This is a genomic window from Burkholderia metallica, assembly GCF_902832845.1.
GTDB lineage: Bacteria > Pseudomonadota > Gammaproteobacteria > Burkholderiales > Burkholderiaceae > Burkholderia > Burkholderia metallica.
The window spans coordinates 40,133-60,293 of sequence record NZ_CADFDB010000018.1 but is presented as its reverse complement, the minus strand read 5'-3'; the positions used below and the strand labels follow the sequence as shown (position 1 = coordinate 60,293).

The following is a 20,161-nucleotide window of genomic DNA, read 5'->3' as shown; positions in this document are numbered from 1 at the left end:
GCAGGAGACTAACCATGAGCCACCCTGAATCCGGCCAGACCTGGCAACCGGGCCAGCGAGAGCTGCAGAACGCCGGCATCGTGAAGCTGATGCGTGCGCTGGACGTGCCGTCGTATGACGAGCTGATGCGCGTATCGATCGCCGAACCCGAACGCTACTGGGACACCGTGATGCGCGAATGCGCGATCGCATGGGACGTGCCGCCGACCGGCTATGTCGACCTGTCGCGCGGCGCGCAGTTTCCGAGCTGGTTCCCCGGCGGCAGGCTCAACTGGGTCAACACGATCTACGCGTGGGCACGGCATCCCGCCACCGCGCAGCAAAAGGCCGTGGTGGCCGAACGCGAGGACGGCAGCGTCGGTACGCTGACCTTCGCGGAACTGGAGCAGCGCGTGCAGGATTTCGCCGCGGGGCTCGCGCGTCACGGCGTCAGGCAGGGCGACCGCATCGGCCTGCTGATGGAAAACGGCGTCGAGGCCACCGTCTCGCTGCTGGCGATCGTGCACCTCGGCGCGCTGGTCGTGCCACTGTTCAGCGGCTTCGGCGTCGACGCGATCGTCGCCCGCCTCTCCGCCGCCGAAGCGCGGATGGTGATTGCCTCCACCGGCTTCTCGCGCCGCACCAAGCGCGTGGACGTGCAAGGCGCGCTGCGCGACGCGTGGCGCCAGTTGCCGCTGCTCGAACACGTGATCTGGAAGCGCGGCGAAGGCGACACCGCGCAGGACGCGCGCGACCTCGACTGGCAGGAGACCGCGGCCGCCGCACCGGAACAACGCAGCGCCGCCGTGTCGGTCACGCCCGATACGCCGTTCATGGTGATCTATACGTCGGGCACCACGGGCAAGCCCAAGGGCGTCGTGCATACGCACGGCAGCTTCCCGATCAAGATTGCGCACGATTCGCTGATTCACTTCGACGTGCATCCCGGCGACGTCTACTGCTGGCCGGCGGACATGGGCTGGATCGCCGGCACGCTGGTGCTCGGCTGCGCGCTGCTGCGCGGCGCGACGCTCGTGTGCTACGACGGCGCGCCCGATTACCCCGACTGGTCGCGCATGTCGCGTGTGGTCGAACGTCACCGCGTCACGCACTTCGGCTCGGCGCCGACGCTGATCCGCGGGATGGCGAGCCACGAGGCACTCGCGCTCGCGGGCGACCGTTCCACCGTGCGGCTGCTGATCACGGCGGGCGAAGGCATCGCGCCCGAGCATTTCAACTGGTTCCTGCAGCGCTTCGGCGACGGCACGGCGCCCGTCATCAACTACACGGGCGGCACCGAAGCGTCGGGCGCGCTGCTCGCGAGCGTCCCGATCCGGCCGATTCCGCCGAGCGGCTTCAATACCGTCTCGCCCGGCGTAGCCGCCGACGTCGTGAACGCCGACGGCCAAAGCGTGACCGGCGAAGTCGGCGAACTGGCGATCCGTGCGCCGTTCGTCGGCATGACGCAATCGTTCTGGCGCGACGACGAACGCTACCTGGAAACCTACTGGCAGACCATTCCGGGTATCTGGGTGCATGGCGACCTCGCGCTGCGCACGCCCGACGGCAACTACTTCATGATGGGCCGCTCCGACGACACGCTGAAGGTCGCCGGCAAGCGGCTCGGGCCGGCCGAGGTCGAGGAAGTCGTGCTGGAGCTGCATGACGTGGCCGAAGCGGCCGCGATCGGCGTGGCGGATGCCGACAAGGGCCAGAAACTGGTGGTCTTCGTCGTGCCCAAGCCCGGCACGGCTATCGCGGCCGCCGAACTGGAAACCCTCGTTTCCGGCCACGTCGACAAGCGCTTGGGCCGCCCGTTCCGGCCCGGCCACGTGCACGTGGTCGCGCAGCTGCCCAAGACGCGCAGCTCGAAGATCATGCGGCGCGTGATCCGCAGCGTGTACTGCGGGCAGCCGCCGGGCGACCTGTCGTCGCTCGACAACCCGGGCGCGCTCGACGAAGTGCGCGCGGCCGCGACCTCCGCCTGACTCAACCGTGAACGAAACATGAAAGTACTCGAAGGCATCAAGGTCCTCGATTTCGGACGCTTCATCGCCGGGCCGTTCTGTTCGGCGCTGCTCGCCGACTATGGCGCAGACGTCATCCGCGTCGACCGCGTCGGCGGCGGCGAGGACCGCTTCATCGTGCCCGTGACCGAACACGGCGAAGGCGCGCTGTTCCTGCAGGTCAACCGCAACAAGCGCTCGATGACGCTCGATCTCGACAGCCCCGAGGGGCGCGACATCGTGCGCAAGCTGGTCGCCGACGCCGACGTGGTGATCGCCAACATGCCGCCCCGCACGCTCAAGAGCCTCGGGCTAGACTACGACAGCCTGCGCGCGATCAAGCCCGACGTCATCCTCGTCGCGTCGAACGCGTTCGGCAACAGCGAGGCCGTGCGCGACCGCGTGGGCTTCGACGGCGTCGGCCAGGCGCTGAGCGGCGCGGTGTACATCGCGGGTACGCCCGACCGGCCGCAAAAGGCCATGGTGCCGGTGGTGGACTTCGCCACGGCGTTTTCATGTGCGCTCGGCGTGATGCTCGCGCTCTATGAACGCCAGCGCAGCGGCATGGGCCAGGAAGTCAGCGCGTCGCTGCTATGCACGGGCCTGAACATGGCCAGCGGCGCGCTGATCGAGGAAGCGCTGCTCGGGCTGGATCGCCAGGCCACGCTGAACCGCGCATCGGGCTACGCGCCGTCCGACATCTTCAAGGCGACGGACGGCTGGTTCATTACGCAGGTCATCGGCCGCCCGATGTTCAAACGCTGGACGCAGCTCGTAGGCCGCCCCGAACTGCTCGACGATCCACGCTTCGCCGACGATACGCGACGCGGCGAGAACGGCGCGCTCCTGAGCGAACTCATGAGCGCATGGTGCGCGGACAAGACGCTGGCCGAGGCGCTCGCCGCGCTGGAGCAGGCGCGCATCCCGGCCAGCCCCGTCAACTCGCCGCGCCAGGCACTGGAGGACGAGACCATCAAGGCCGCCGACGTGATCCGCTGGATGGACTATCCCGGCGCGCCGAAACCGGTGCCGATCTTCGCGACGCCGGTTTCGCTGTCGCGCACGCCGCCGGAAATTCGTATGCGGCCGCCGCTGACCGGCGAGCACACGGATGAAATCCTCGCCGGCATCGGGCTCGATGCGCGCACGGTGGCCGATTTGCGCTCGCGCAAGATCGTCTGACCGGAACCGGTCGCCTCGTCACGCGCACCGCCGTCGCCACGACGGCCGGTGCGCGCTCGCTTCGTTGCCCGCATCGCGCGCCAACCGGCCCGCGCGCGCCCGTCTCCATGCCGGCCCGCATCGATTCGATGTTGCCGAGATCCTCGAGCACTCCGTCGGAGATATGCGACGTGAAGTGCTCGAGTTGCATGCGCTTCCGCACGCTCTTCGGCTTCTTGTTGTAGAAGCGCGCCTCCCGGATCGTCGTGTTGGCCGATGTCGGCCCGAACGCGTGCGTCCAGAACGGGTTCGCCGAGATCTGCGGGTGCCAGGGAAGAACCCGTTCACGTCCTGCGGCCAGTCCGAATGCCGTCCGGGATTCACGCCGCGATGCTCGGTCAGCGGATTGGCCTGCACAACGTCGCGGGTCGGCAACGAGCACGCAGGACATCGAGTGCGCCGTGCCTCGGCACAGGGCGTGGAAGCCGCGTGGCAGTTCACGGTTCATGGCAGCCACGCTTAATGGATAACACTCATGGCACATCACTTCATGCCGCGCCAAACTACCTAACGATAGTTTGGTTATCGAACGCGTGGCGGCGAAATCGCCAATGCGTCGACCGACGACCCAGGCCGTCCGGATGCGAGTGATCGGCGTGACGCGCAAGCGACATGCCGTCTCGACATCCCCCTTCACACGAATCAGACGATCGCATCGGAGACAAGATGAGGAATGCCATGAATGAAATCCCGCCCGTTGGCGGCCTGGATGACGCGCTAGCGGGACGATCCTCGTCGAGGGTCGTCCACGACAGTCTCAGGTCGTGGTACATCCTGGCTATCATCACGCTGGCATATTCGCTCGCGTATATCGACCGCCAGCTCCTCAACCTGCTCGTCGACCCGATCCGGCATTCGCTCGCCATTTCCGATACGCAACTCAGCCTCGTGCAGGGCATCGCGTTCATCTCCGCGTACCTGATCGCATCGCCGCTTTTCGGCCGGCTGGTCGACGTGACCAACCGGCGCAACATTCTGCTGGTCGGCATTTGCCTGTGGTGTATCTTCACGGCCCTGTGCGGCAAGGCCACGACGTTCCAGGGGCTGTTCCTCGCGCGCTTCGGCGTCGGCGCCAGCGAGGCGTGCGTGTTTCCGGTCGCGTTGTCGATGATTGCGGACTGCTTTTCGGCGAAGCGGATGCCGCGCGCGATGAGCGTGTTCATTCTCGGGCCGATGCTTGGCGGCGGACTGTCGCTCGTCGCCGGCGGCCTTGTCATCTCGTTTGCCCGCGACGTCCATCAGCAGTTTCCTATGCTCGCCGGGTTTGAAACCTGGCAGCTCGCGTTCGTGCTGATCGGGCTGCCTGGCATGCTGTTCGCGTTGCTGGTATGGCTGACGGTACGCGAGCCCATGCGCAGCAAGGTCGTCAGCGGGAGTGCGGACGATCGGCAGTTCTCGACCCGGGAATCCATTCAGTTCCTGTGGGCGCGACGCGGATTCTATGCGCGCATCCTGCTCGGCGTCGGTATGCTCGCGATCGTCGTGCTCGGCATGCCCGCATGGATGCCAACGTACCTGATCCGTTCGCACGGCATGCCCGCGGCGCTCGTCGGGTTTCGTTTCGGCGCGCTGGTGGTCTGCTGCGGGATTGCCGGCGCGCTGGCAGGGCCCTGGGTCGTGCGCCGGTTCGAAAAGCGCGGCTACGAGGACGCACCGTTGCGCACGGCTGCGTTCGCGATGATCCCGATGCTGCTCTGCTGCGCGAGCATTCCGTTCGCACCCGGCGCGACGGGGACGCTGACTGCGGCTGCCGGAACCGTGTTTTTCTTCACCTTGCCGACCGGGTGCATGGCCGCGGCGCTGCAACTCGTCGCGCCCAGCCGCATGCGTGGCACCGTCGGCGCACTCTACTCGTTCTTCGCGCAGTTGATCGGCTTCGGGCTCGGGCCGACGCTGATTGCGCTCTTCACCGATCGCGTATTTGGCAATCCGAAGATGGTCGGCAATTCGATCGGCATCATCTGCACGATCGCGGCGGCGCTCGCCGCGTGGCTGCTGTTCGGTGCGCTGCCTCATTATCGACGGTTGCTTGCGGAGGAGCATGGCACGCAGGTGGGCTAACCTGTTCGGGCGTCAGACCGAACTCGCGCGCGACGTCGTCGATGCCGCAGAACGGCGTCGTCAGGTCGTTCGCGCTGTGAAACACACCGCGAACGCGAGCAGCACGATATCCGTGCACGGCGGACGGCAATGTCCGCCGTATTGATCAGGCGCGCCGCGTCGCATGGGCATTTGCGATCGACCACCCATGAAGCGAACGCCGGGCCATGCGACACGCATGGCCCGGCGTTCCGGCAGCGAAAATTCTGTTCTTGCGAGCCGGTTATCCCAAGCGATATAAAGCGATAAAGTATCCGGCGGACGTCGTAAATTCGTTCGCCGCGCATCCTTGCAAGCAGCGCGCATGTGCAATCGTGCGTTGCTTCGTTGCCCACTCGTCGGCACTTCGACAGCCACCGCGCCCCCTGCCCCGACGCGATCCCGCGTGCGATTCGTCACCGCCCCCCTCAAATGCACTACCCGTCCCGGTGCATTTGAACATGACGCGCAACGCGCGGCCTCTCTACACTGAGTCCCGGGATATCGAACGGCTTCACGAATGTGATCCATCGTTGTCCCGATAGTCAGGCAACCCGATTGAACGACGAGGTCGATCATGTTCGAAAAGACGGAAGGCACGGTACAGAAGCTGGCGGGCAAGGCGCAGGAAGCGGTAGGGGACGCCACGGGCAGTGCCGACATGCAGTTCGAGGGAAAAGCGCGTCAGGTGGCCGGCGCGGTTCAGCAAACCTATGGCGAGGCGCTCGAGCAGGTGCGCGACGTTGCCGCAAGCAATCCGATTGCGACGCTGGCGACCGTTGCGGCGGTGAGTTTCGTCATCGGCGCACTGTGGTCGAAGCGCTGATCGGCTGTCGCGAGCCCGACGGCATGCATTGAGGTCATCATCGGAGCATGTCATGGTTTTGCTTTCAAGAATCAGGAAATGGCAGGATGTCGCGCAATTCTCGGTCGCGCGCCTGACCGATTACGCGGGTCTCGCGGCAATCGAATTCGATCTCGCCAGGAAGTACTTCTTGCGCGATCTGATGCTGTACGCACTGCTCGGCCTGAGCGTAACGTTCGGGCTGGCTTTCGTGTGCGTGGCGGCGATCGTCAGCGCCGCACGAACGCCGTACCTGATCGAGACGTCATGGATCGTCGCCGGGTTCTGGGTGTGCGTGTCGATCGCCTCCTTCGCGGCGGTGCGCATGCGTGCCGAGCGCGGCACGTTTTCCGTCCTGACCGACGAATTGCAGCGCGACATCCAGACCATCAAAGAGAGCCTGTGATGAAAAGCCGAATCCCCGACGGTTCGCCGGAATCGAGGCGGCGCGTACTGCTGGCCCGCATGGCAGCGACCCGTGCCGAATTGTCCGCGTCGAACCACGTCGTCGAAATGACACGGCGGGCCCGTCCCGGCGATATCGCGGTATATCCGGCGATGAAACTGCCGACCCTCGGCGGATCGACCGGCGCAGCCGTCGCAGTGGCGCTGGCCTGTCTCGTGATCCTCGGGCCGCGGCGGCTTGTGACGACGGCCGTTCGCACCGGACTGGTCACGTTAATCGGGCGAATGACGCGGGACATCATGCAGAAGTAGACCGGTGCGGACCCGAGCGCATGCCGGCCCGATTGCTTCAGGCCATTTCAGTCGTGCGGCACGGCTTCGCCGGGTAGTGCAAAAAGAAGCGATTCCGTTCCGCGTTTTGTCCTGTATTGCGCGGACCGCCGGGCAGATCCCGTTTCACGAATCTGTCGTAAATCCTAAGGATAAGGAAACATCATGGACGTACATGGTTTGATCGTATGGCTGATCATCGGCGCAATCGCCGGCTGGCTCGCTGGCGTGCTCGTCAAGGGTGGAGGGTTCGGCTTGCTGATCGACATCGTGGTCGGCATCGTCGGCGCGGTGATCGGCGGCTGGCTCGCCGGATTGCTCGGCATCGGCTTCGGTGGCATTCTCGGCTCGATCATCATCGCCGTCATCGGCGCCGTGATCCTGCTGTTCGTGATTCGGCTGTTCAATCGCGCGGTCTGACGGTCGGCCGCACTTTTTTCGTCACCATTCGGCATGCGACGTCGCATGCCGCTTACTGATCTTGCCGCGACAACCGGTGAGTCTCTGGCCGGGATCGAATCCGTTCACTTCGCCGCTCAAGAGAAAGGCCGTGCGACGCACGGCGACGCCGCGTACGAAGCCCGCCTCCCGCAAGCGGCCCGCGCTGTCCAATGACGGCGTATGGGCCTGCTCGTTTTTCTCGTCGCTGCCGGCACCCGGCCGTTTCGTCAATCACGTCACCTGCTCGCTGTATCGTCCGCGCGGCGCGCCGCGCCATGGCCCGCTCGTCGTCATGCTTGACGGCTGCCAGCAGGCGGCCGAGTCGTTCGCGCTCGGCACGCGGGTCGCACCTGACGCCGCCTATTCGGCGCCGATCTCGCGCCGTTCGACGGAGTGGCCGCGGGGCACCATCCGGCTTGCCGCGACGGCCGTCCGGCGGGAACGGACGAGCGGCCGCTGGTTGCGGCCGCTCGTCCCGTCGCGTCACTGAGACGCCGCAGCCGCCGCGCTCGCCTCTTTCGCCTTCTTCGCCGCATGGTGATGGCCGATCGCACATCCCGCCGCCGCACCGACCGCGCCATGATGGCCGGCGACGTGCCCGGCCACCCCACCCACCGCCGCGCCCTTCAGGCATCCAGCCGCCTGAGCCGACATGGAAGCAGCCGACAACGCGACACACACCACTGCGATCGAAAGGAATTTCATAGGGAATTCTCCTTGGAAAAGCGGGACGCCCGCGCAGGCCCATCCTGCGTGAAAGCGCACGCGTCGTTTGCATCAAACATTGGCGACATGCATCACGCGCATGCCGCGTGCCTGTGTTCGAACCGTGCCGGTAGTCGCCAGGGCCGGACGTCTACGTCACGCTGTCAGGCTCCGCCCCGCTCCCCGCCGCATACGCGACGAGCGACGGCTTGCCCGCCGTCGCGGCGCCCGATGCGGCCACGACATCGTGCACGAAGCGCAGTTTCGCGACGACGGCAGGCGCCAGCACGAACGGATAGGCATCCGGCGTCCCCATGCTGCGGTTCAGGCTGTTCAGCGCGTAGGTCAGCGGGAACCAGCGCCGCATCAGGTTGCCGAAGCTCGCTTCGTCGACGGACGTCTGGTCGGCGAGCGTCGGCAGGCTCGTGTCGTCGGGGGCAAGCACGAGCCCGCACGCGGTCGCGGTATCGAGCGTATCGACGATATGCAGGTAGTGCGCCCACGTCTCCGCCCAGTCTTCCCACGGGTGCATCGTCGCGTACCCGCTGACGTACGCGTTCTCCCAGCCCGCAGGTTCGCCGTTGGCATAGTGTGCATCGAGCGCCGCTTGGTAATCGGCGCGCTCGTCGCCGAAACAGGCACGAAACGAGTCGATCCAGCGGCTGCCGCTCACGAGGCGGTCGAAGTAGTAGTGGCCGATTTCATGCCGAAAATGGCCGAGCAACGTGCGATAGGGCTCGCGCATGTCCGCGCGGATCCGCTCGCGCTTCGCGTCGTCTGCTTCGTCGAGGTTCACCGTGATGAGGCCGTTCGCATGGCCGGTCATGACGGGCTCATTCTCCGTCGACGCCTTGAATGCGAAGCTCATCCCGTGTCCCGGTTGCTGCGCGCGCGATTCCACCGGCAAGCCCAGCACCAAAAGCGTATACAGCAGCCGTCGCTTCGCAGCCTCGAGCCGGAACCACAGCAGCCGGTTGCCGGGAGACGACAGGTCGGGGATCGTCTCGGTGAGCACGCATGCGCGGCACAGCGTGTCGTTGCTTTCCGCCGGAATCATCCAGTTGCAAACGTGCTCGATCGCGTAGTTCGCGCATTGCCGATAGCGTTTCCCGAGCGCGGCCGCGTGCAGGCTGCGCCATGTTCCGTCGCCCGCGGGCTCGAACGCGCCGACTTCGCCGACGTCCGGCAGATAGCCGAGCAGTGCATCGCAGCGCTCGCACTTCACGTTCTCGAAGAACACCAGTTGCGAGCATTGGCCGCAGTGGAAGGTTTTCATGATGTGCCGTCCGGGTAGAGGAGGACGTCGCCGTCCGCTATTCGCTCTCCAGCCGCGCGTGCATGCGCAGATAGTCGTTCCGGTATCGCTTCGCGAGCGTCGACTTCTCCGTATCGCGCAGGATCTTTCCGGATATCTGAAAGAAGATCTTCTCCTCTTCCTTCAGATGATCGTGCAATTCTTTGGACAGTTTCCGGGCAGTCGCCAGCCAGCCGCGCGAGTTGGCGTCGCGGCCGCGCAGGTTGTCGACGATCTCGTCCATCCGGTGATGATCGGCAAGCGCATCGCGCGACGGATGAAGCCCGCGGTCGTCCATCAGGATCGGAGCGTACAGAAAGCGCTCCTCGGCGGCCGCGTGCGCGCCAAGCTCGATGCGCAGCTGTTCGAACAGGATGCCCCGATCCGGGTCCGGCCTCGACCGCAACAGTCGGCGCATCAATGCGCGCTGGATCTCGTGGCTTTCGCGCAGGGCATCGAAGATCGTTTCGGACATGCGGGGCTCCCGGGTGGACGGCATCCGGCGCAGTGCGCCGTGGCTCCGACATGGTCACAAACCTGCGCGCGTCGCGACAGTTGCAAATGCACTAGTGCATACCCGTGCGACCTTCGGCACTCGACGCGCAATCAACGACGGGGAACCGTGCATCGCCGAGTACGACGTGACACTCGAATTGCTTCGGAGACGGCCGCTTCCGAGATGCAGTGCTTGCGGCACAGCTCCGCCGGCTTCATGCCAGCTTCGGCTGGCCTTCAAGATGCCGATGATTTGTTCTTCGATGAATCACTTTTTCAGTGCCGTTCCTCTGTGGAAGGGACTCTACCCCGTCACCGTACTGAACGCGGGGAGCAGGGTCTCATCCGCCCCCTTTCTCGCGCCTAAAAACAATGGACCAATTAATTGTCATATTCAATGCCCACCTATTTTTGTTATTCATCGATTAAATTGATTCATATTTCAACATTATCCTTATAAACCATTTTAACCACCCTGTTTACTTTGGCAGCTTCCACAATTAACCAAACGGGGTAATCTGCATTCGCCGTCGCTGCCGCGTGGATCGATACCACCACAAATCCTTGCGGAATAAGGCGATGGCGGCCGCACAACGCAATTCACGCAACGATGTATCCCATTACTTAAAACGGGAGCTTTTATGTCACGCGTAACCGATGTGCTCGTTTCGTTCGATACCGAAACCATTCTCAAAAAATATCCGAATCCCAGCAAGAATCCGGCCGCGCCGACGCTGATCGACTGGCACTATGTCTATATGGTGACCAATCAGGACAACGTCATCTCCGGACAGGCGGGTGGCGAGCTCGACCTGAAAGCGCAGGTCGGCGACCTGATCCGCTGGCGCGAAACGAGCCTGTCGCTGGGCTTCGAGAACCAGGTGGTGTTCTACAAGTTCATCGGCAACGTCGGCAACGATCTGATCTCGACGCCGACGCCACGGGTCGCGGAAGCGTCGATCCCGGTGCCGAACACGAGCAATCCCGAAGTGCCGACGTGCCAGAAGGTCGCGAACTACTACTGGTCGTCGGAATGCCTGAAGGTCGGCCGGGTGACCTACCACTTCCTGTTCCAGATCATCGATCGCAACTGCAAGAGCCAGGGCTGTTTCTCGTGGGATCCGTTCATCTCGATCCATAACTGATCGCGGCACGCGGGCGGCCGCGCGACGGCCGTCCGTGCCGCCCCCCTGTTGCGGAGGGCGTGTTCATGTCTGGTCTTCGTTACGATGTACTCGCGATCGTCGACGCCGTCACGCTGCTGTCGGCCTACCCCGATGCGAGCCGGGATGCCGACGCGCCGACCGCGATCGACGGCCGACACATCTACGTGTTGAGCCCCGGCGACGCGGGGCAGGTCGGCCACAACGACAACCGGCTCTTTGCCGGCCTGTCGCCGGGCGACCAGCTTCACCTGCGCGAAACCGCGCTCGCGCTGCGCGCCGAGGTGACCGTGCTGTTCATCCGGTTCGCGTTGAAAGACGCCGGGATCGTCGCGCCGATCGACGCGAATGTCCGTGACGCCGCCACGCCGGTGCCGGACGGCGACGACCTGCTTCATCCGTCGTGCCAGCCGATGAAAGACCATTTCTGGCGCAGTGAAGTGCTGGCCCCGGGCACTACCACCTGTACGGCGGATTTCGCCGTGCTCGATCGCGACGGTACCGTATCGGGCTACTTCCGCTGGGAAACGACGATCGAGATCGTCGGCGTCCAGTAAGGCTCCTTCCGCAAATGCGGGGCGGCCATGGTCAAGCTGCGGAACTGAGCAGCGTCAGGCCGTCGGCAAGATGTTTCCAGGAGGTGCGCCGAGTTCCAGACGATGGTGTTGAAGCGCGACATAGGCGTCCACCACGGCTAATGTCGAAAGCCTCCCCCACCCTGGAAAACAAGCATTAAAGTCGCGCCGCCGGCCTTGGGACGAGGGGCATATTGTTGCGCACTCACCCAATTTTTTCGATCCCGCGTTCCGCGCACGCCATGCCCCTTTCACGAGCGACTTGCCTCATTGATATCAATCAGTTGCTTCCATTTGTCACATCGTGAAATGCGAGGTGCAGTCTTTTTTGCGCGTTTCAGCCCGCCCCCTTCTCGTAAGTACGACCTTTTTGTGCGTCGGCATCCGTCGCTTATCCCCGGCTGACGCACCCCCATTCCCGCCCAAAGTAACCCCACCAACATCATATGATTGCATTTTCACATGTAATGTGATTCTATTATCACATCTTGCAGACCGCCGCCGACCGCACGCGGCGCACCCCATACCAAGGAAGAGACACAGATGGAGACGATCGCCGTCATCGGCAGCAACATGGTCGACCTCGTGACCTATGTCGCGCGCATGCCCGCCCGCGGTGAAACGCTCGAGGCACCGAACTTCGAGCTCGGCTGCGGCGGCAAGGGCGCGAACCAGGCCGTCGCGGCCGCCCGCCTCGGCGCGCGCGTCGTGATGGTCACGAAAGTCGGCGACGACGTCTTCGCCGACAACACGATCCGCAACTTCGAGCGCGAAGGGATCGACACCACCCACGTGCGCAAGATCGCCGGCGTACCCAGCGGCGTCGCGCCGATCTTCGTCGAACCCGATTCGAGCAACAGCATCCTGATCGTCAAGGGCGCGAACCGCCACCTGAACCCGGCCGACATCTACGCGGCCGCGCCGCAACTCGCCGAATGCGCGCTGATCGTGCTGCAGCTCGAGATCGAGCTCGACACCGTCTATCACGCGATCGAATTCGGCGCGCGGCACGGCATTCCCGTGCTGCTGAACCCCGCACCCGCGGTGGCCGATCTCGATTTCGAGCGGATCCGCACCGTCGAATTCTTCGTGCCGAACGAAACCGAGCTCGCGATCGTGTCGGGCATGCCGGTCGATTCCCGCGAAAGCGCCGCGCTGGCCGCCGAAGCGCTGATCGCGCGCGGCCTCAAGCACGTGCTCGTCACGCTCGGCAGCAACGGTTCGCTGCTGGTCTCGCGCGACGGCGTGCGGCACGTGCCGGGCGTGCCGGTCGACGCGCGCGACACGACGGGCGCCGGCGATGCGTATATCGGCTGCTTCGCGCGCTGCTACGCCGCGTCGCGCGACGCGCTCGACGCGATGCGCTACGCGTCCGCGTACGCCGCGCATTCCGTCACGGGCCTCGGCACGCAGAAGTCGTACGCCGACACCGCGACGTTCGAACGCTTCCTCCGCGACGCCGGCATCTGACCGGCGCCTTCATCGACGAGACAACCGGGAAGGAGACACCCATGGGCCGAGCCCGAATCGAACATACCCCCGACGGCTATTACCTGAACCGCACGCCGCTCTTCGCGTTCACGCTGCTGTGCTGCCTGTTCGCGCTGTGGGGCACCGCCGCGAACCTGAACGACGTGCTGATCGCGCAGTTCAAGAAGTCGTTCTTCCTGTCCGACTTCGAATCCGCGTTCGTGCAGTCGGCGTTCTATCTCGGCTACTTCTTCCTCGCGATTCCGGCCGCGACCGTCGTGAAGAAATTCAGCTACAAGACGACGATCCTCGTCGGCCTGCTGCTCTACACCACCGGCTGCCTGCTGTTCTTTCCGGCCGCGTCGATGGCGAAGTACGGGATGTTCCTCGTCGCGCTGTTCGTGATCGCGGCCGGCCTGTCGTTCCTCGAAACCGCATCGAACTCGTATTCGACGCTGATGGGCCCGCGCGAAGCCAGCACGCGGCGGCTGAACATCTCGCAGACGTTCTATCCGTTCGGCGCGATGGCCGGCGTGTACATGGGCAGCTTCCTGATCTTCAAGGAAGGCGATGCGTCGCACGCGCAGCTCGCCGCGATGTCGGCGGCCGACGCGCACGTGCACCAGCTCGCGATGATCCAGGCCACGCTCGAACCGTACAAATGGCTGATCGTCGTGCTCGCGGCCGTGTTCGTCGTGTTCGCGCTCACGCCCTACCCGGCCTGCAAGGGCAACGGCCCCGGCGCGACCACGCACCGGATCGATGCGCGCGGCACGCTCGCGCGCCTGTTCGGCAACCGGCGCTTCGTCGCGGGCGTTCTCGCGCAGTTCCTGTACGTCGGCGCGCAGGTCGGCGTGTGGAGCTTCACGATCCGGCTGGCGATGCAGATCGGCGGCCTCACCGAGCGCGGCGCGTCGCACTACCTGCTCGCGACGTTCTTCGCGTTTTTCGTCGGCAAGCTGATCGCGACGCTCGTGATGAAGCGCGTCGGGCCGGCCAAGGTGCTGATCGTCTACGGCATCCTGTGCATCGCGTTGCTCGCGTACACGATCAGCGTGCACAACATCACGGCCGTCTATGCGGCCGTGGGCGTGAGCATATTCCTCGGCCCGTGCTGGCCGACGATCTACGGCCTCACGATCGACGGGCTCGGCAAGGACACCGAGTACGGCGGCTCGATCCTCGTGATGAGCATCGTCGGCGGCGCGGTCGTGCCGCTGATCCAGGGGCTGATCTCCGATCACACGGGCGGCAACATGCAGCTCGCGTTCGTCGTGCCGCTCGCGTGCTTCGTCGTGATCGTCTACTACGGCTTCTACTGCCTGCGCCATCTGCCCGCCGCGACGCCCGACGCAGCCACCGCCGGCAACGCGCCCGCGCGCTACGCCGCCCCGCGCAACACGTCGGGAGCGTGAGCATGCGAGGCGAAATCGAACTGCGGCGCGACGACTTCCGCGACCCGCCGCGCACGCTGTATCGCACCGACGGCCTCACCGTCACCGCGTTCGCGTATCCGTCCGGCGTCGAAGCGCTGAAGATCGAGAACCGTCGCGGCCACATCGTCGTGCTGCCGTATCTCGGCCAGATGATCTGGGCCGCCGCGTTCGACGGGCGCGACCTGACGATGAAGCACATGTTCCGGCAGCCGAAGCGCGCGGCGTCGATCATCGATACCTACGGCTGCTTCATGTTCCACAGCGGGCTGCTGCGCAACGGCTGCCCGGGGCCGGACGACACGCATGCGCTGCACGGCGAGATGCCGTGCGCGCCGATGGACCGCGCGAGCCTCGTCGTCGGCACGGATGCGCACGGCGCATTCGTCGAGGTGACGGGCGAATACGAATACGTGCAGGGTTTCGGCAGCCACTACGTGGCGCGCCCGTCGGTGCGGCTCGCCGAACACGGCGCGCAGATGACGATCGCGATGGACGTGACGAATCTCGGCGGCACGCCGATGGACCTGATGTACATGGCGCACCTGAACTACGCGTACGTGCCGGGCGGCCGCTTCGTGCAAGCGTTGTCTCGACGCGGGCTGCGACTGCGGGACAGCGTGCCCGCCCATGTGAAGCCGACCGCCGCCTGGCGCGACTATACGGCCACGCTTGCGCGCGAACCGGAACGGCTTCATACGCTCGATACGCCCGCGCTGTACGACCCGGAAATCGTGTTCTTCATGAACGACGTGGCAACGGATGCGGACGGCGTCGCGCATTTCCGGCTCGCGCATCCGGACGGCGGCGCGTTTCACACCGCGTACCGCCCCGAGCAGTTCCCTCACGCCACGCGCTGGATCCTTCACAACGCGGATCAGCAGGTCGCCGCGTTCGCGCTGCCGTCGACCTGCGAGCCGGAGGGGTATGAAGCCGAACGCCGCAAGGGCCACGTGGCCGCGCTCGCGCCGGGCGCGACGCGCCGCTTCGAAGTCGTCACCGGCTATCTGAGCGCGGCGGAAGCACGCGATGCGTGACGCGCCGCAGGCCCGCGCGGCGTCAGGTCACGAGCGCGATCCCGTGTTCGCGGATCGTCGTTTCGTAGCGCGGGCTCAGGTGAGCGTCCGAGATCACGTAGTTGAAGTCGGTCAGTTCGGCGAAATAGGCCGCACGCACTTCGTCGAACTTCGTGTGGTCGACGAGCAGGAAGCGGTTCTGCGCGCGCGCCATCACCTTTCTCTTCGCGTCGACTTCGTGGAAGTTGAAGCAGGTCACGCCGCAGCGCTCGCTCACGCCGGCCGCGGAGATGAACGCCTTCGACACGCGCACCGTGTCGAGGATGCCCGTCTCGGCCGTCGACTCGAACACCATGTTCTTGCGGTGATACACGCCGCCGCACAGGATCACGTTGCAGTGCGGCTTCTGCTGCAGCTTCGCGAACACGTTCAGCGAATTGCAGACCGCGGTGAATTCGAGCTCATCCGGAATGAAATCGACGATGAACGGCGTGGTCGAGCCGCAGTCGACGAAGATCGTGTCGCCGGTGGTCACGAACTGCGCGGCCAGCTTGCCGATGCGGCGCTTCTCCTCGGTCTGCCGGTCGTTCTCGGCGCTGACCACATACTCGCCGATGTCGCTGCGCTGCGCGGCGAAGTGACGCGTCACGTAGCCGCCGATCAGGCTCAAGCCGTGCGGGTTGTCCGCGAGATCGCGGCGGATCGTCATTTCGGAGACGCCGAACAGCTCGGCGACTTCCTTCAGATGAATCGCGTTCTGCCCTTGCAGCACGTTCATCAGTGTCCTGATCCGTTCGCCCTTTTTCGTTTCCATGCCAGTATCCTGCTTGCCCGTCGCATCCGTCGCTTGTCGTGCCGGGCGCGCAGGCCCGGCTGGAATGTCGTATTTGTAACAAACCGATGTGAAAACATCAACTTTACGTGTGACCTTTTAGCACACGCTCCGTGGAGTCCTGAAACATGCCGCTTTCCAACGCCCAACTCGCTCAAACCATCGATCACACGCTGCTCGCGCCCGACGCGAGCGACGCGCAGATCCGCGAACTCTGCCGCCAGGCGGCCGAGCATCGCTTTTACTCGGTCTGCGTGAATTCGGCGAACGTGCCGCTCGCCGCGCGCGAGCTGGCCGAGACCGGCGTGCTCGTCTGTGCGGTGGTCGGCTTTCCGCTCGGCGCGGGGCTGTCGGCCGCCAAGGCATTCGAAGCCAGCGCCGCGATCGCGGCCGGCGCCGGCGAGATCGACATGGTGATCAACATCGGCGCGCTGAAGAGCGGCCGCGTCGACGACGTGAAGGCCGACATCGACGCCGTGCACCGCGCATGCGGCGCGGTGCCGCTCAAGGTGATCCTCGAAACGGGGCTGCTGACCGACGATGAGAAGGTGCGGGTGTGCGAGATGTGCCGCGATCTCGGCGTCGCGTTCGTGAAGACGTCGACGGGGTTCGGCCACGGCGGCGCGACGCTCGCGGATGTCGCGCTGATGCGCCGCACGGTCGGCCCCGTGCTCGGCGTGAAGGCGTCGGGCGGCGTGCGCGACCGCGCAGCCGCGCTGGCGATGATCGAAGCCGGCGCGACGCGGCTCGGCACCAGCTCGGGCGTCGCGATCGTCACGGATCAGGCGGGCAGCGGGTCGGCGTACTGACGGCGCCCGCCGCCGGCAGCCTCACCGTCACCGTCGTCCCCTGCCACGCGGCGCTGCGCACGCGGATCTCGCCGCCATGGCGCTCCACGACCGCCTTCGCGAACGCCATCCCGAGCCCGACGCCCTTCGCGTCGGGCTGCCCCGGCAGGCGAAAGCGCCGGTAGCGCTCGAACAGTCTCGGCTGCTCGTCGATCGCGATTCCGTAGCCGTGGTCGCGGATCACGCAGCACACCGACGCGCGATCGTCGGCGAGTTCGACGCTGCATTCGACGCGGGTGTGCGGCGCGCTGTATTCGACGGCGTTCCCCAGCAACTTGACCAGCGCGCGCGACAGCAGGACGGGGTCGCCGTGCACCAGTGCGTCGTCGCAAGGCGGCACGTCGTCGACGTCGATGTGCTTGTCGTTCGCGTGCGACCAGATCTCGTCCCGCGCCTGATTCAGCAGGTCCGCGAGATTGACGAGCTCCAGCGCGTATTCGCCCGCTTCGGCCCGCGATACCTGCGCGAAGCCGTCCGCCATCGCCAACGCATGACGCGTCAGCCTGCCGATCTCGTGCAGGCGTTCGCGCAACGCGCAGTCCGGCGGGCACGCGGCCGGCGCGCCGACGAGCACGACGACCGACGTGAGCGGCGCCCGCATGTCGTGCGAGAACAGCGTCAGCATGTCGTTGCGCTGCCGCTCGAGCACTTCGCGGCGGACGTACGCGCCGCGCAGCCGGGCCAGCGCATCGTTCAACCGCGCGATCTCGGGGCCCTTGCCCGGCACCGCGACGGCCGGTGACAGATCGCCCTGGCTCAGCGCGACGATGCCGCGGCTCAACGCATCGAGCGGCTTCGACAGCGTGCGCTGCGTGCCGCGGACGAGCAGAAACAGAATGACGATGCAGCATGCCGCTTCAGCGGCAGACCACGCCATCCTGATGCCGGCCGCGTCGCGCAGCGCGACGGCGCGCGATCGCGTGACGTCGATCACGCGATCGCGCAGTTGTTCCGCCGGCAGGAGATCGCGCATGATCCGCCGCGCGAAATCCTCCGCGCTCATCGCATAGTCGCCGGTGCGCCCCGCGCGGATCATCGTCGCGACGAGCGGCAGGAGGCTGCCGTCCATCGCATCGTTCAGCCGTGCGAAGTCGTTCGCGAGCGTTGCGTCGGCGAACTGCGGCGCGATCGCGCCGCCGATCAGCGCACGCAGTTGCACGACGCGGCCGCGCGTCTGGAGAATCCGCGCGAGCTGCTCGTCGTCGAGCGGCTCCCGCCGCATCAGCGACGCGACGAACAGCGAGCCGAGCCGCCCGCTGTGTTCGCGCAGGTGGCCGAGCAGGTTCGCGAGCATCAGCGCGTTCGCCATGTCGGGGTGGCGCATCGCGGTGCCCGTCATCATGTCGCGCGCGAGCGCCGCCACGTCGTCGGCGGCCGCGAACATCCGGTCCTGCACGGACCGTACCTGCCACGCCAGGCGCGCTTCCGGCGGCTGCGCGGCGAGCGCATCGACGTCCTGCCGCGCGTCGGCCAGTTCGGCGCGGATCGCGTCGACCGCGTGCAACGCGATTCCGAGCGCGGGTGCGTCGAGCACGCGCGTCCGTGCCAGATGCGCGCGCAGCGCATCGAGCGCGTCGTCGGAGCGCGCCCGCGATGCGCTCACGGCCACCGCATCGGGCGCCGCATCGCGCCGTCGATGCGCGAGCAGCGCATTGACCGGCCAGCGTTCGGCCGAGATCCGGTTCAACGCGACCATCGCGCGCTCGACCTGCTCGAAGTCGCGCAGGTCGAGACACCCTTGCCGGTATTGCCGGTAGCTTTCCCAGACATGCGTCCCGCACGCCACCGCCGTCAGCGCCACGACCAGCGCGAAGCCGGCGTGCATCCATTGCCGGATCGGCAAGCCGCCCGAATTCACGATGCCGGCCCGGTTCGCCATGCACGCGCCTCACGCGCGGCGTCGACCGCTGCCGCAGCAGCCGCGCTAGCCGGCATCGCATTCTCCCAGGCCGCCACGCGCCCCGACAGCGCCGGGCTCGCTGCGCGGCCTGAATGGCGTGCCCATGTCCTGTCGCGTCGCACGTTGGGCGGCCGCCGCCCCCTTGCCGGCGCGGGCCGGCAACCGGCAGGCCACGCAGACCGGATGGCGGCGCAGCGCATGGCGGTACGTCACGAACGACGCGCCGCAATGCGCGCACGGCGCGAGCTCGAGCACGGCGCCGTCGACGAAACGCACGAGCATCCAGGCCCGCGTCAGATCGAGCGGGAGCGCGGCGTCGGCCGCCCCGGCGTGTTCGGCGTAGAGCATGTAGGCCTTGATCAGCGCGTCGAGCCGGGCGCAGCCGGCGTCGTTTCGCAGGAAACGGTAAATGCCATGGAACAGCGACGCATGAAGATTCGCGCGCCACGTCATGTACCAGTCCGTCGAGGACGGCAGCATCCCCTTCGGGGCCGCGACACCGCGCACTTCGCGGTAAAGGCGCGCGAGATGGTCATGCGGCAGCGCACACTCGATTTCCAGCATCTGCAGCCGCGCGCCGAGCCGGATCAGCGTCGCCGCCTGCATCGTCCGTTGCGCGTCGTCGGCGAGGCCGCGCCGCGTGGCCGGATCGTTCACGATGCGACCTCGTCGGGCAGCGCCATGCCGGCCAGCGCCATCGCGGTGTGGAGCCGCACGAGGTCGACCGGCGGCGTCGGCCGGGTCAGCGCCGATATCACGCCGTGCCGGCTCGGCCGCAACGCGCAGATGAGCTGTCCCGACGAAGCGAGATCGTTCATGTGTTTCACCGACAATGCCGCCAGCTCGACGGCGGTCTCGGCGCTCACGCCCAGACGAAACATGCCGATCGCGGGATCCGACCGCAGCAGCCGCTGCGCGAGGCACAGATACGACATGTTCAATTCCCATATTGCGTCACTGTCGTTGGCAAGTTTCATCGTTCACCTCGATTGATGCGCGATCAGGATCAATGAGCCATCGTCAAAATGCGTGCCGATAAAAACGTTTATTCCGAATCGTCATTCCCTTCTTTCAATCCGGCATATCGGAACCGGACCTGCCCGCACGATTGGCGCCGCACGGATG

General features: G+C 65.9%; 21 protein-coding genes. 14 read left to right on the top strand and 7 right to left on the bottom strand.

The window, feature by feature from the left end:
• The first annotated feature begins 14 nt into the window (after window positions 1-14).
• The 8 genes from HWX08_RS32730 to HWX08_RS32695 all read left to right on the top strand — a co-directional run bounded on the left by HWX08_RS32730 (window position 15) and on the right by HWX08_RS32695 (window position 7,795).
• Window positions 15-1,967: an AMP-binding protein gene (locus HWX08_RS32730; protein ID WP_174919772.1), complete on the top strand. Its 1,953-nt coding sequence runs from the start codon at window positions 15-17 to the stop codon at window positions 1,965-1,967.
• A gap of 18 nt (window positions 1,968-1,985) precedes the next feature.
• Window positions 1,986-3,167, top strand: coding sequence for a CaiB/BaiF CoA transferase family protein (locus HWX08_RS32725; protein WP_174919769.1), 1,182 nt, complete (start codon window positions 1,986-1,988; stop codon window positions 3,165-3,167).
• A gap of 717 nt (window positions 3,168-3,884) precedes the next feature.
• On the top strand, window positions 3,885-5,267 hold the full coding sequence (locus HWX08_RS32720) for an MFS transporter (protein WP_244122803.1): 1,383 nt from the start codon (window positions 3,885-3,887) through the stop codon (window positions 5,265-5,267).
• Between the two features lie 595 nt (window positions 5,268-5,862).
• A complete protein-coding gene (locus tag HWX08_RS32715; protein WP_069258345.1) occupies window positions 5,863-6,111 on the top strand; it encodes a CsbD family protein in 249 nt (82 codons plus the stop codon).
• A gap of 52 nt (window positions 6,112-6,163) precedes the next feature.
• Window positions 6,164-6,535 (top strand): phage holin family protein, encoded by a 372-nt coding sequence (locus HWX08_RS32710; RefSeq protein WP_069258344.1) that lies wholly within the window; start codon window positions 6,164-6,166, stop codon window positions 6,533-6,535.
• Window positions 6,535-6,846 (top strand): hypothetical protein, encoded by a 312-nt coding sequence (locus HWX08_RS32705; protein WP_174919765.1) that lies wholly within the window; start codon window positions 6,535-6,537, stop codon window positions 6,844-6,846. The genes HWX08_RS32710 and HWX08_RS32705 overlap by 1 nt, the downstream gene beginning before the upstream one ends.
• A 183-nt stretch (window positions 6,847-7,029) precedes the next feature.
• The gene (locus tag HWX08_RS32700) at window positions 7,030-7,284 is read left to right on the top strand and encodes a GlsB/YeaQ/YmgE family stress response membrane protein (protein ID WP_069258343.1); all 255 of its coding nucleotides are present in this window, start codon (window positions 7,030-7,032) and stop codon (window positions 7,282-7,284) included.
• A gap of 130 nt (window positions 7,285-7,414) precedes the next feature.
• A complete protein-coding gene (locus HWX08_RS32695) occupies window positions 7,415-7,795 on the top strand; it encodes a PHB depolymerase family esterase (RefSeq protein WP_244122802.1) in 381 nt (126 codons plus the stop codon).
• On the opposite strand, the gene HWX08_RS32690 is transcribed toward HWX08_RS32695, so the two are convergent.
• The 3 genes from HWX08_RS32690 to HWX08_RS32680 form a co-directional block, all read right to left on the bottom strand.
• Complete coding sequence (locus HWX08_RS32690) at window positions 7,789-8,010, bottom strand: hypothetical protein (protein ID WP_069258342.1); 222 nt, start codon at window positions 8,008-8,010, stop codon at window positions 7,789-7,791. The genes HWX08_RS32695 and HWX08_RS32690 overlap by 7 nt on opposite strands.
• 151 nt (window positions 8,011-8,161) lie before the next feature.
• Window positions 8,162-9,286: a zinc-binding metallopeptidase family protein gene (locus HWX08_RS32685; RefSeq protein ID WP_174919763.1), complete on the bottom strand. Its 1,125-nt coding sequence runs from the start codon at window positions 9,284-9,286 to the stop codon at window positions 8,162-8,164.
• Between the two features lie 37 nt (window positions 9,287-9,323).
• Window positions 9,324-9,779, bottom strand: coding sequence for a hemerythrin domain-containing protein (locus HWX08_RS32680; RefSeq protein ID WP_174919760.1), 456 nt, complete (start codon window positions 9,777-9,779; stop codon window positions 9,324-9,326).
• Between the two features lie 661 nt (window positions 9,780-10,440).
• On the opposite strand from HWX08_RS32680, the gene HWX08_RS32675 reads away from it, so the two are divergent.
• The 5 genes from HWX08_RS32675 (at window position 10,441) to HWX08_RS32655 (ending at window position 15,477) form a co-directional block, all read left to right on the top strand.
• A complete protein-coding gene (locus tag HWX08_RS32675; RefSeq protein WP_069258340.1) occupies window positions 10,441-10,944 on the top strand; it encodes an inclusion body family protein in 504 nt (167 codons plus the stop codon).
• Between the two features lie 65 nt (window positions 10,945-11,009).
• Window positions 11,010-11,519 carry an AidA/PixA family protein gene (locus HWX08_RS32670; RefSeq protein ID WP_069258339.1) on the top strand — a complete coding sequence of 170 codons (510 nt, stop codon included), beginning with the start codon at window positions 11,010-11,012 and terminating at the stop codon, window positions 11,517-11,519.
• Window positions 11,520-12,080: 561 nt separating this feature from the next.
• On the top strand, window positions 12,081-13,007 hold the full coding sequence (gene rbsK, locus HWX08_RS32665; protein WP_174919758.1) for a ribokinase: 927 nt from the start codon (window positions 12,081-12,083) through the stop codon (window positions 13,005-13,007).
• 41 nt (window positions 13,008-13,048) lie between these two features.
• Window positions 13,049-14,422, top strand: coding sequence for an L-fucose:H+ symporter permease (gene fucP, locus HWX08_RS32660; protein ID WP_174919756.1), 1,374 nt, complete (start codon window positions 13,049-13,051; stop codon window positions 14,420-14,422).
• A 2-nt stretch (window positions 14,423-14,424) separates the two neighbouring features.
• Window positions 14,425-15,477, top strand: coding sequence for an aldose 1-epimerase family protein (locus HWX08_RS32655; RefSeq protein ID WP_174919754.1), 1,053 nt, complete (start codon window positions 14,425-14,427; stop codon window positions 15,475-15,477).
• A 22-nt stretch (window positions 15,478-15,499) separates the two neighbouring features.
• Here HWX08_RS32655 and deoR read toward each other — a convergent pair whose 3' ends face one another.
• On the bottom strand, window positions 15,500-16,270 hold the full coding sequence (gene deoR, locus HWX08_RS32650; protein WP_069258335.1) for a DNA-binding transcriptional repressor DeoR: 771 nt from the start codon (window positions 16,268-16,270) through the stop codon (window positions 15,500-15,502).
• A 146-nt stretch (window positions 16,271-16,416) separates the two neighbouring features.
• Between deoR and deoC the strand changes: the two genes are divergently transcribed.
• The gene (gene deoC, locus HWX08_RS32645) at window positions 16,417-17,097 is read left to right on the top strand and encodes a deoxyribose-phosphate aldolase (protein WP_174919753.1); all 681 of its coding nucleotides are present in this window, start codon (window positions 16,417-16,419) and stop codon (window positions 17,095-17,097) included.
• Here deoC and HWX08_RS32640 read toward each other — a convergent pair.
• Genes HWX08_RS32640 through HWX08_RS32630 form a run of 3 tightly spaced genes read right to left on the bottom strand, consistent with a single transcriptional unit; the run spans window position 17,063 to window position 20,013 of the window.
• Entirely contained in the window at window positions 17,063-19,015 is a 1,953-nt protein-coding gene (locus HWX08_RS32640; RefSeq protein ID WP_244122801.1) for an ATP-binding protein, read from the bottom strand. The two genes, deoC and HWX08_RS32640, sit on opposite strands and share 35 nt — an antisense overlap.
• Window positions 19,016-19,060: 45 nt before the next feature.
• Complete coding sequence (locus HWX08_RS32635) at window positions 19,061-19,693, bottom strand: FlhC family transcriptional regulator (RefSeq protein ID WP_425128482.1); 633 nt, start codon at window positions 19,691-19,693, stop codon at window positions 19,061-19,063.
• Complete coding sequence (locus HWX08_RS32630) at window positions 19,690-20,013, bottom strand: flagellar transcriptional regulator FlhD (RefSeq protein WP_174919749.1); 324 nt, start codon at window positions 20,011-20,013, stop codon at window positions 19,690-19,692. The genes HWX08_RS32635 and HWX08_RS32630 overlap by 4 nt, the downstream gene beginning before the upstream one ends.
• Between the last annotated feature and the right edge of the window lie 148 nt (window positions 20,014-20,161).

Bases quoted from the DNA above. Each gene is read 5' to 3' on its own strand.
- HWX08_RS32730 (WP_174919772.1), top strand. From the start codon at position 15: ATGAGCCACCCTGAATCCGGCCAGACCTGGCAACCGGGCCAGCGAGAG.
- HWX08_RS32675 (WP_069258340.1), top strand. From the start codon at position 10,441: ATGTCACGCGTAACCGATGTGCTCGTTTCGTTCGATACCGAAACCATT.
- HWX08_RS32690 (WP_069258342.1), bottom strand. From the start codon at position 8,010: ATGAAATTCCTTTCGATCGCAGTGGTGTGTGTCGCGTTGTCGGCTGCT.
- HWX08_RS32655 (WP_174919754.1), top strand. From the start codon at position 14,425: ATGCGAGGCGAAATCGAACTGCGGCGCGACGACTTCCGCGACCCGCCG.
- HWX08_RS32670 (WP_069258339.1), top strand. From the start codon at position 11,010: ATGTCTGGTCTTCGTTACGATGTACTCGCGATCGTCGACGCCGTCACG.
- HWX08_RS32715 (WP_069258345.1), top strand. From the start codon at position 5,863: ATGTTCGAAAAGACGGAAGGCACGGTACAGAAGCTGGCGGGCAAGGCG.
- deoC (WP_174919753.1), top strand. From the start codon at position 16,417: ATGCCGCTTTCCAACGCCCAACTCGCTCAAACCATCGATCACACGCTG.
- fucP (WP_174919756.1), top strand. From the start codon at position 13,049: ATGGGCCGAGCCCGAATCGAACATACCCCCGACGGCTATTACCTGAAC.
- HWX08_RS32630 (WP_174919749.1), bottom strand. From the start codon at position 20,013: ATGAAACTTGCCAACGACAGTGACGCAATATGGGAATTGAACATGTCG.
- HWX08_RS32640 (WP_244122801.1), bottom strand. From the start codon at position 19,015: ATGGCGAACCGGGCCGGCATCGTGAATTCGGGCGGCTTGCCGATCCGG.
- HWX08_RS32680 (WP_174919760.1), bottom strand. From the start codon at position 9,779: ATGTCCGAAACGATCTTCGATGCCCTGCGCGAAAGCCACGAGATCCAG.
- deoR (WP_069258335.1), bottom strand. From the start codon at position 16,270: ATGGAAACGAAAAAGGGCGAACGGATCAGGACACTGATGAACGTGCTG.
- HWX08_RS32725 (WP_174919769.1), top strand. From the start codon at position 1,986: ATGAAAGTACTCGAAGGCATCAAGGTCCTCGATTTCGGACGCTTCATC.
- HWX08_RS32710 (WP_069258344.1), top strand. From the start codon at position 6,164: ATGGTTTTGCTTTCAAGAATCAGGAAATGGCAGGATGTCGCGCAATTC.
- rbsK (WP_174919758.1), top strand. From the start codon at position 12,081: ATGGAGACGATCGCCGTCATCGGCAGCAACATGGTCGACCTCGTGACC.
- HWX08_RS32685 (WP_174919763.1), bottom strand. From the start codon at position 9,286: ATGAAAACCTTCCACTGCGGCCAATGCTCGCAACTGGTGTTCTTCGAG.
- HWX08_RS32720 (WP_244122803.1), top strand. From the start codon at position 3,885: ATGAATGAAATCCCGCCCGTTGGCGGCCTGGATGACGCGCTAGCGGGA.
- HWX08_RS32705 (WP_174919765.1), top strand. From the start codon at position 6,535: ATGAAAAGCCGAATCCCCGACGGTTCGCCGGAATCGAGGCGGCGCGTA.
- HWX08_RS32700 (WP_069258343.1), top strand. From the start codon at position 7,030: ATGGACGTACATGGTTTGATCGTATGGCTGATCATCGGCGCAATCGCC.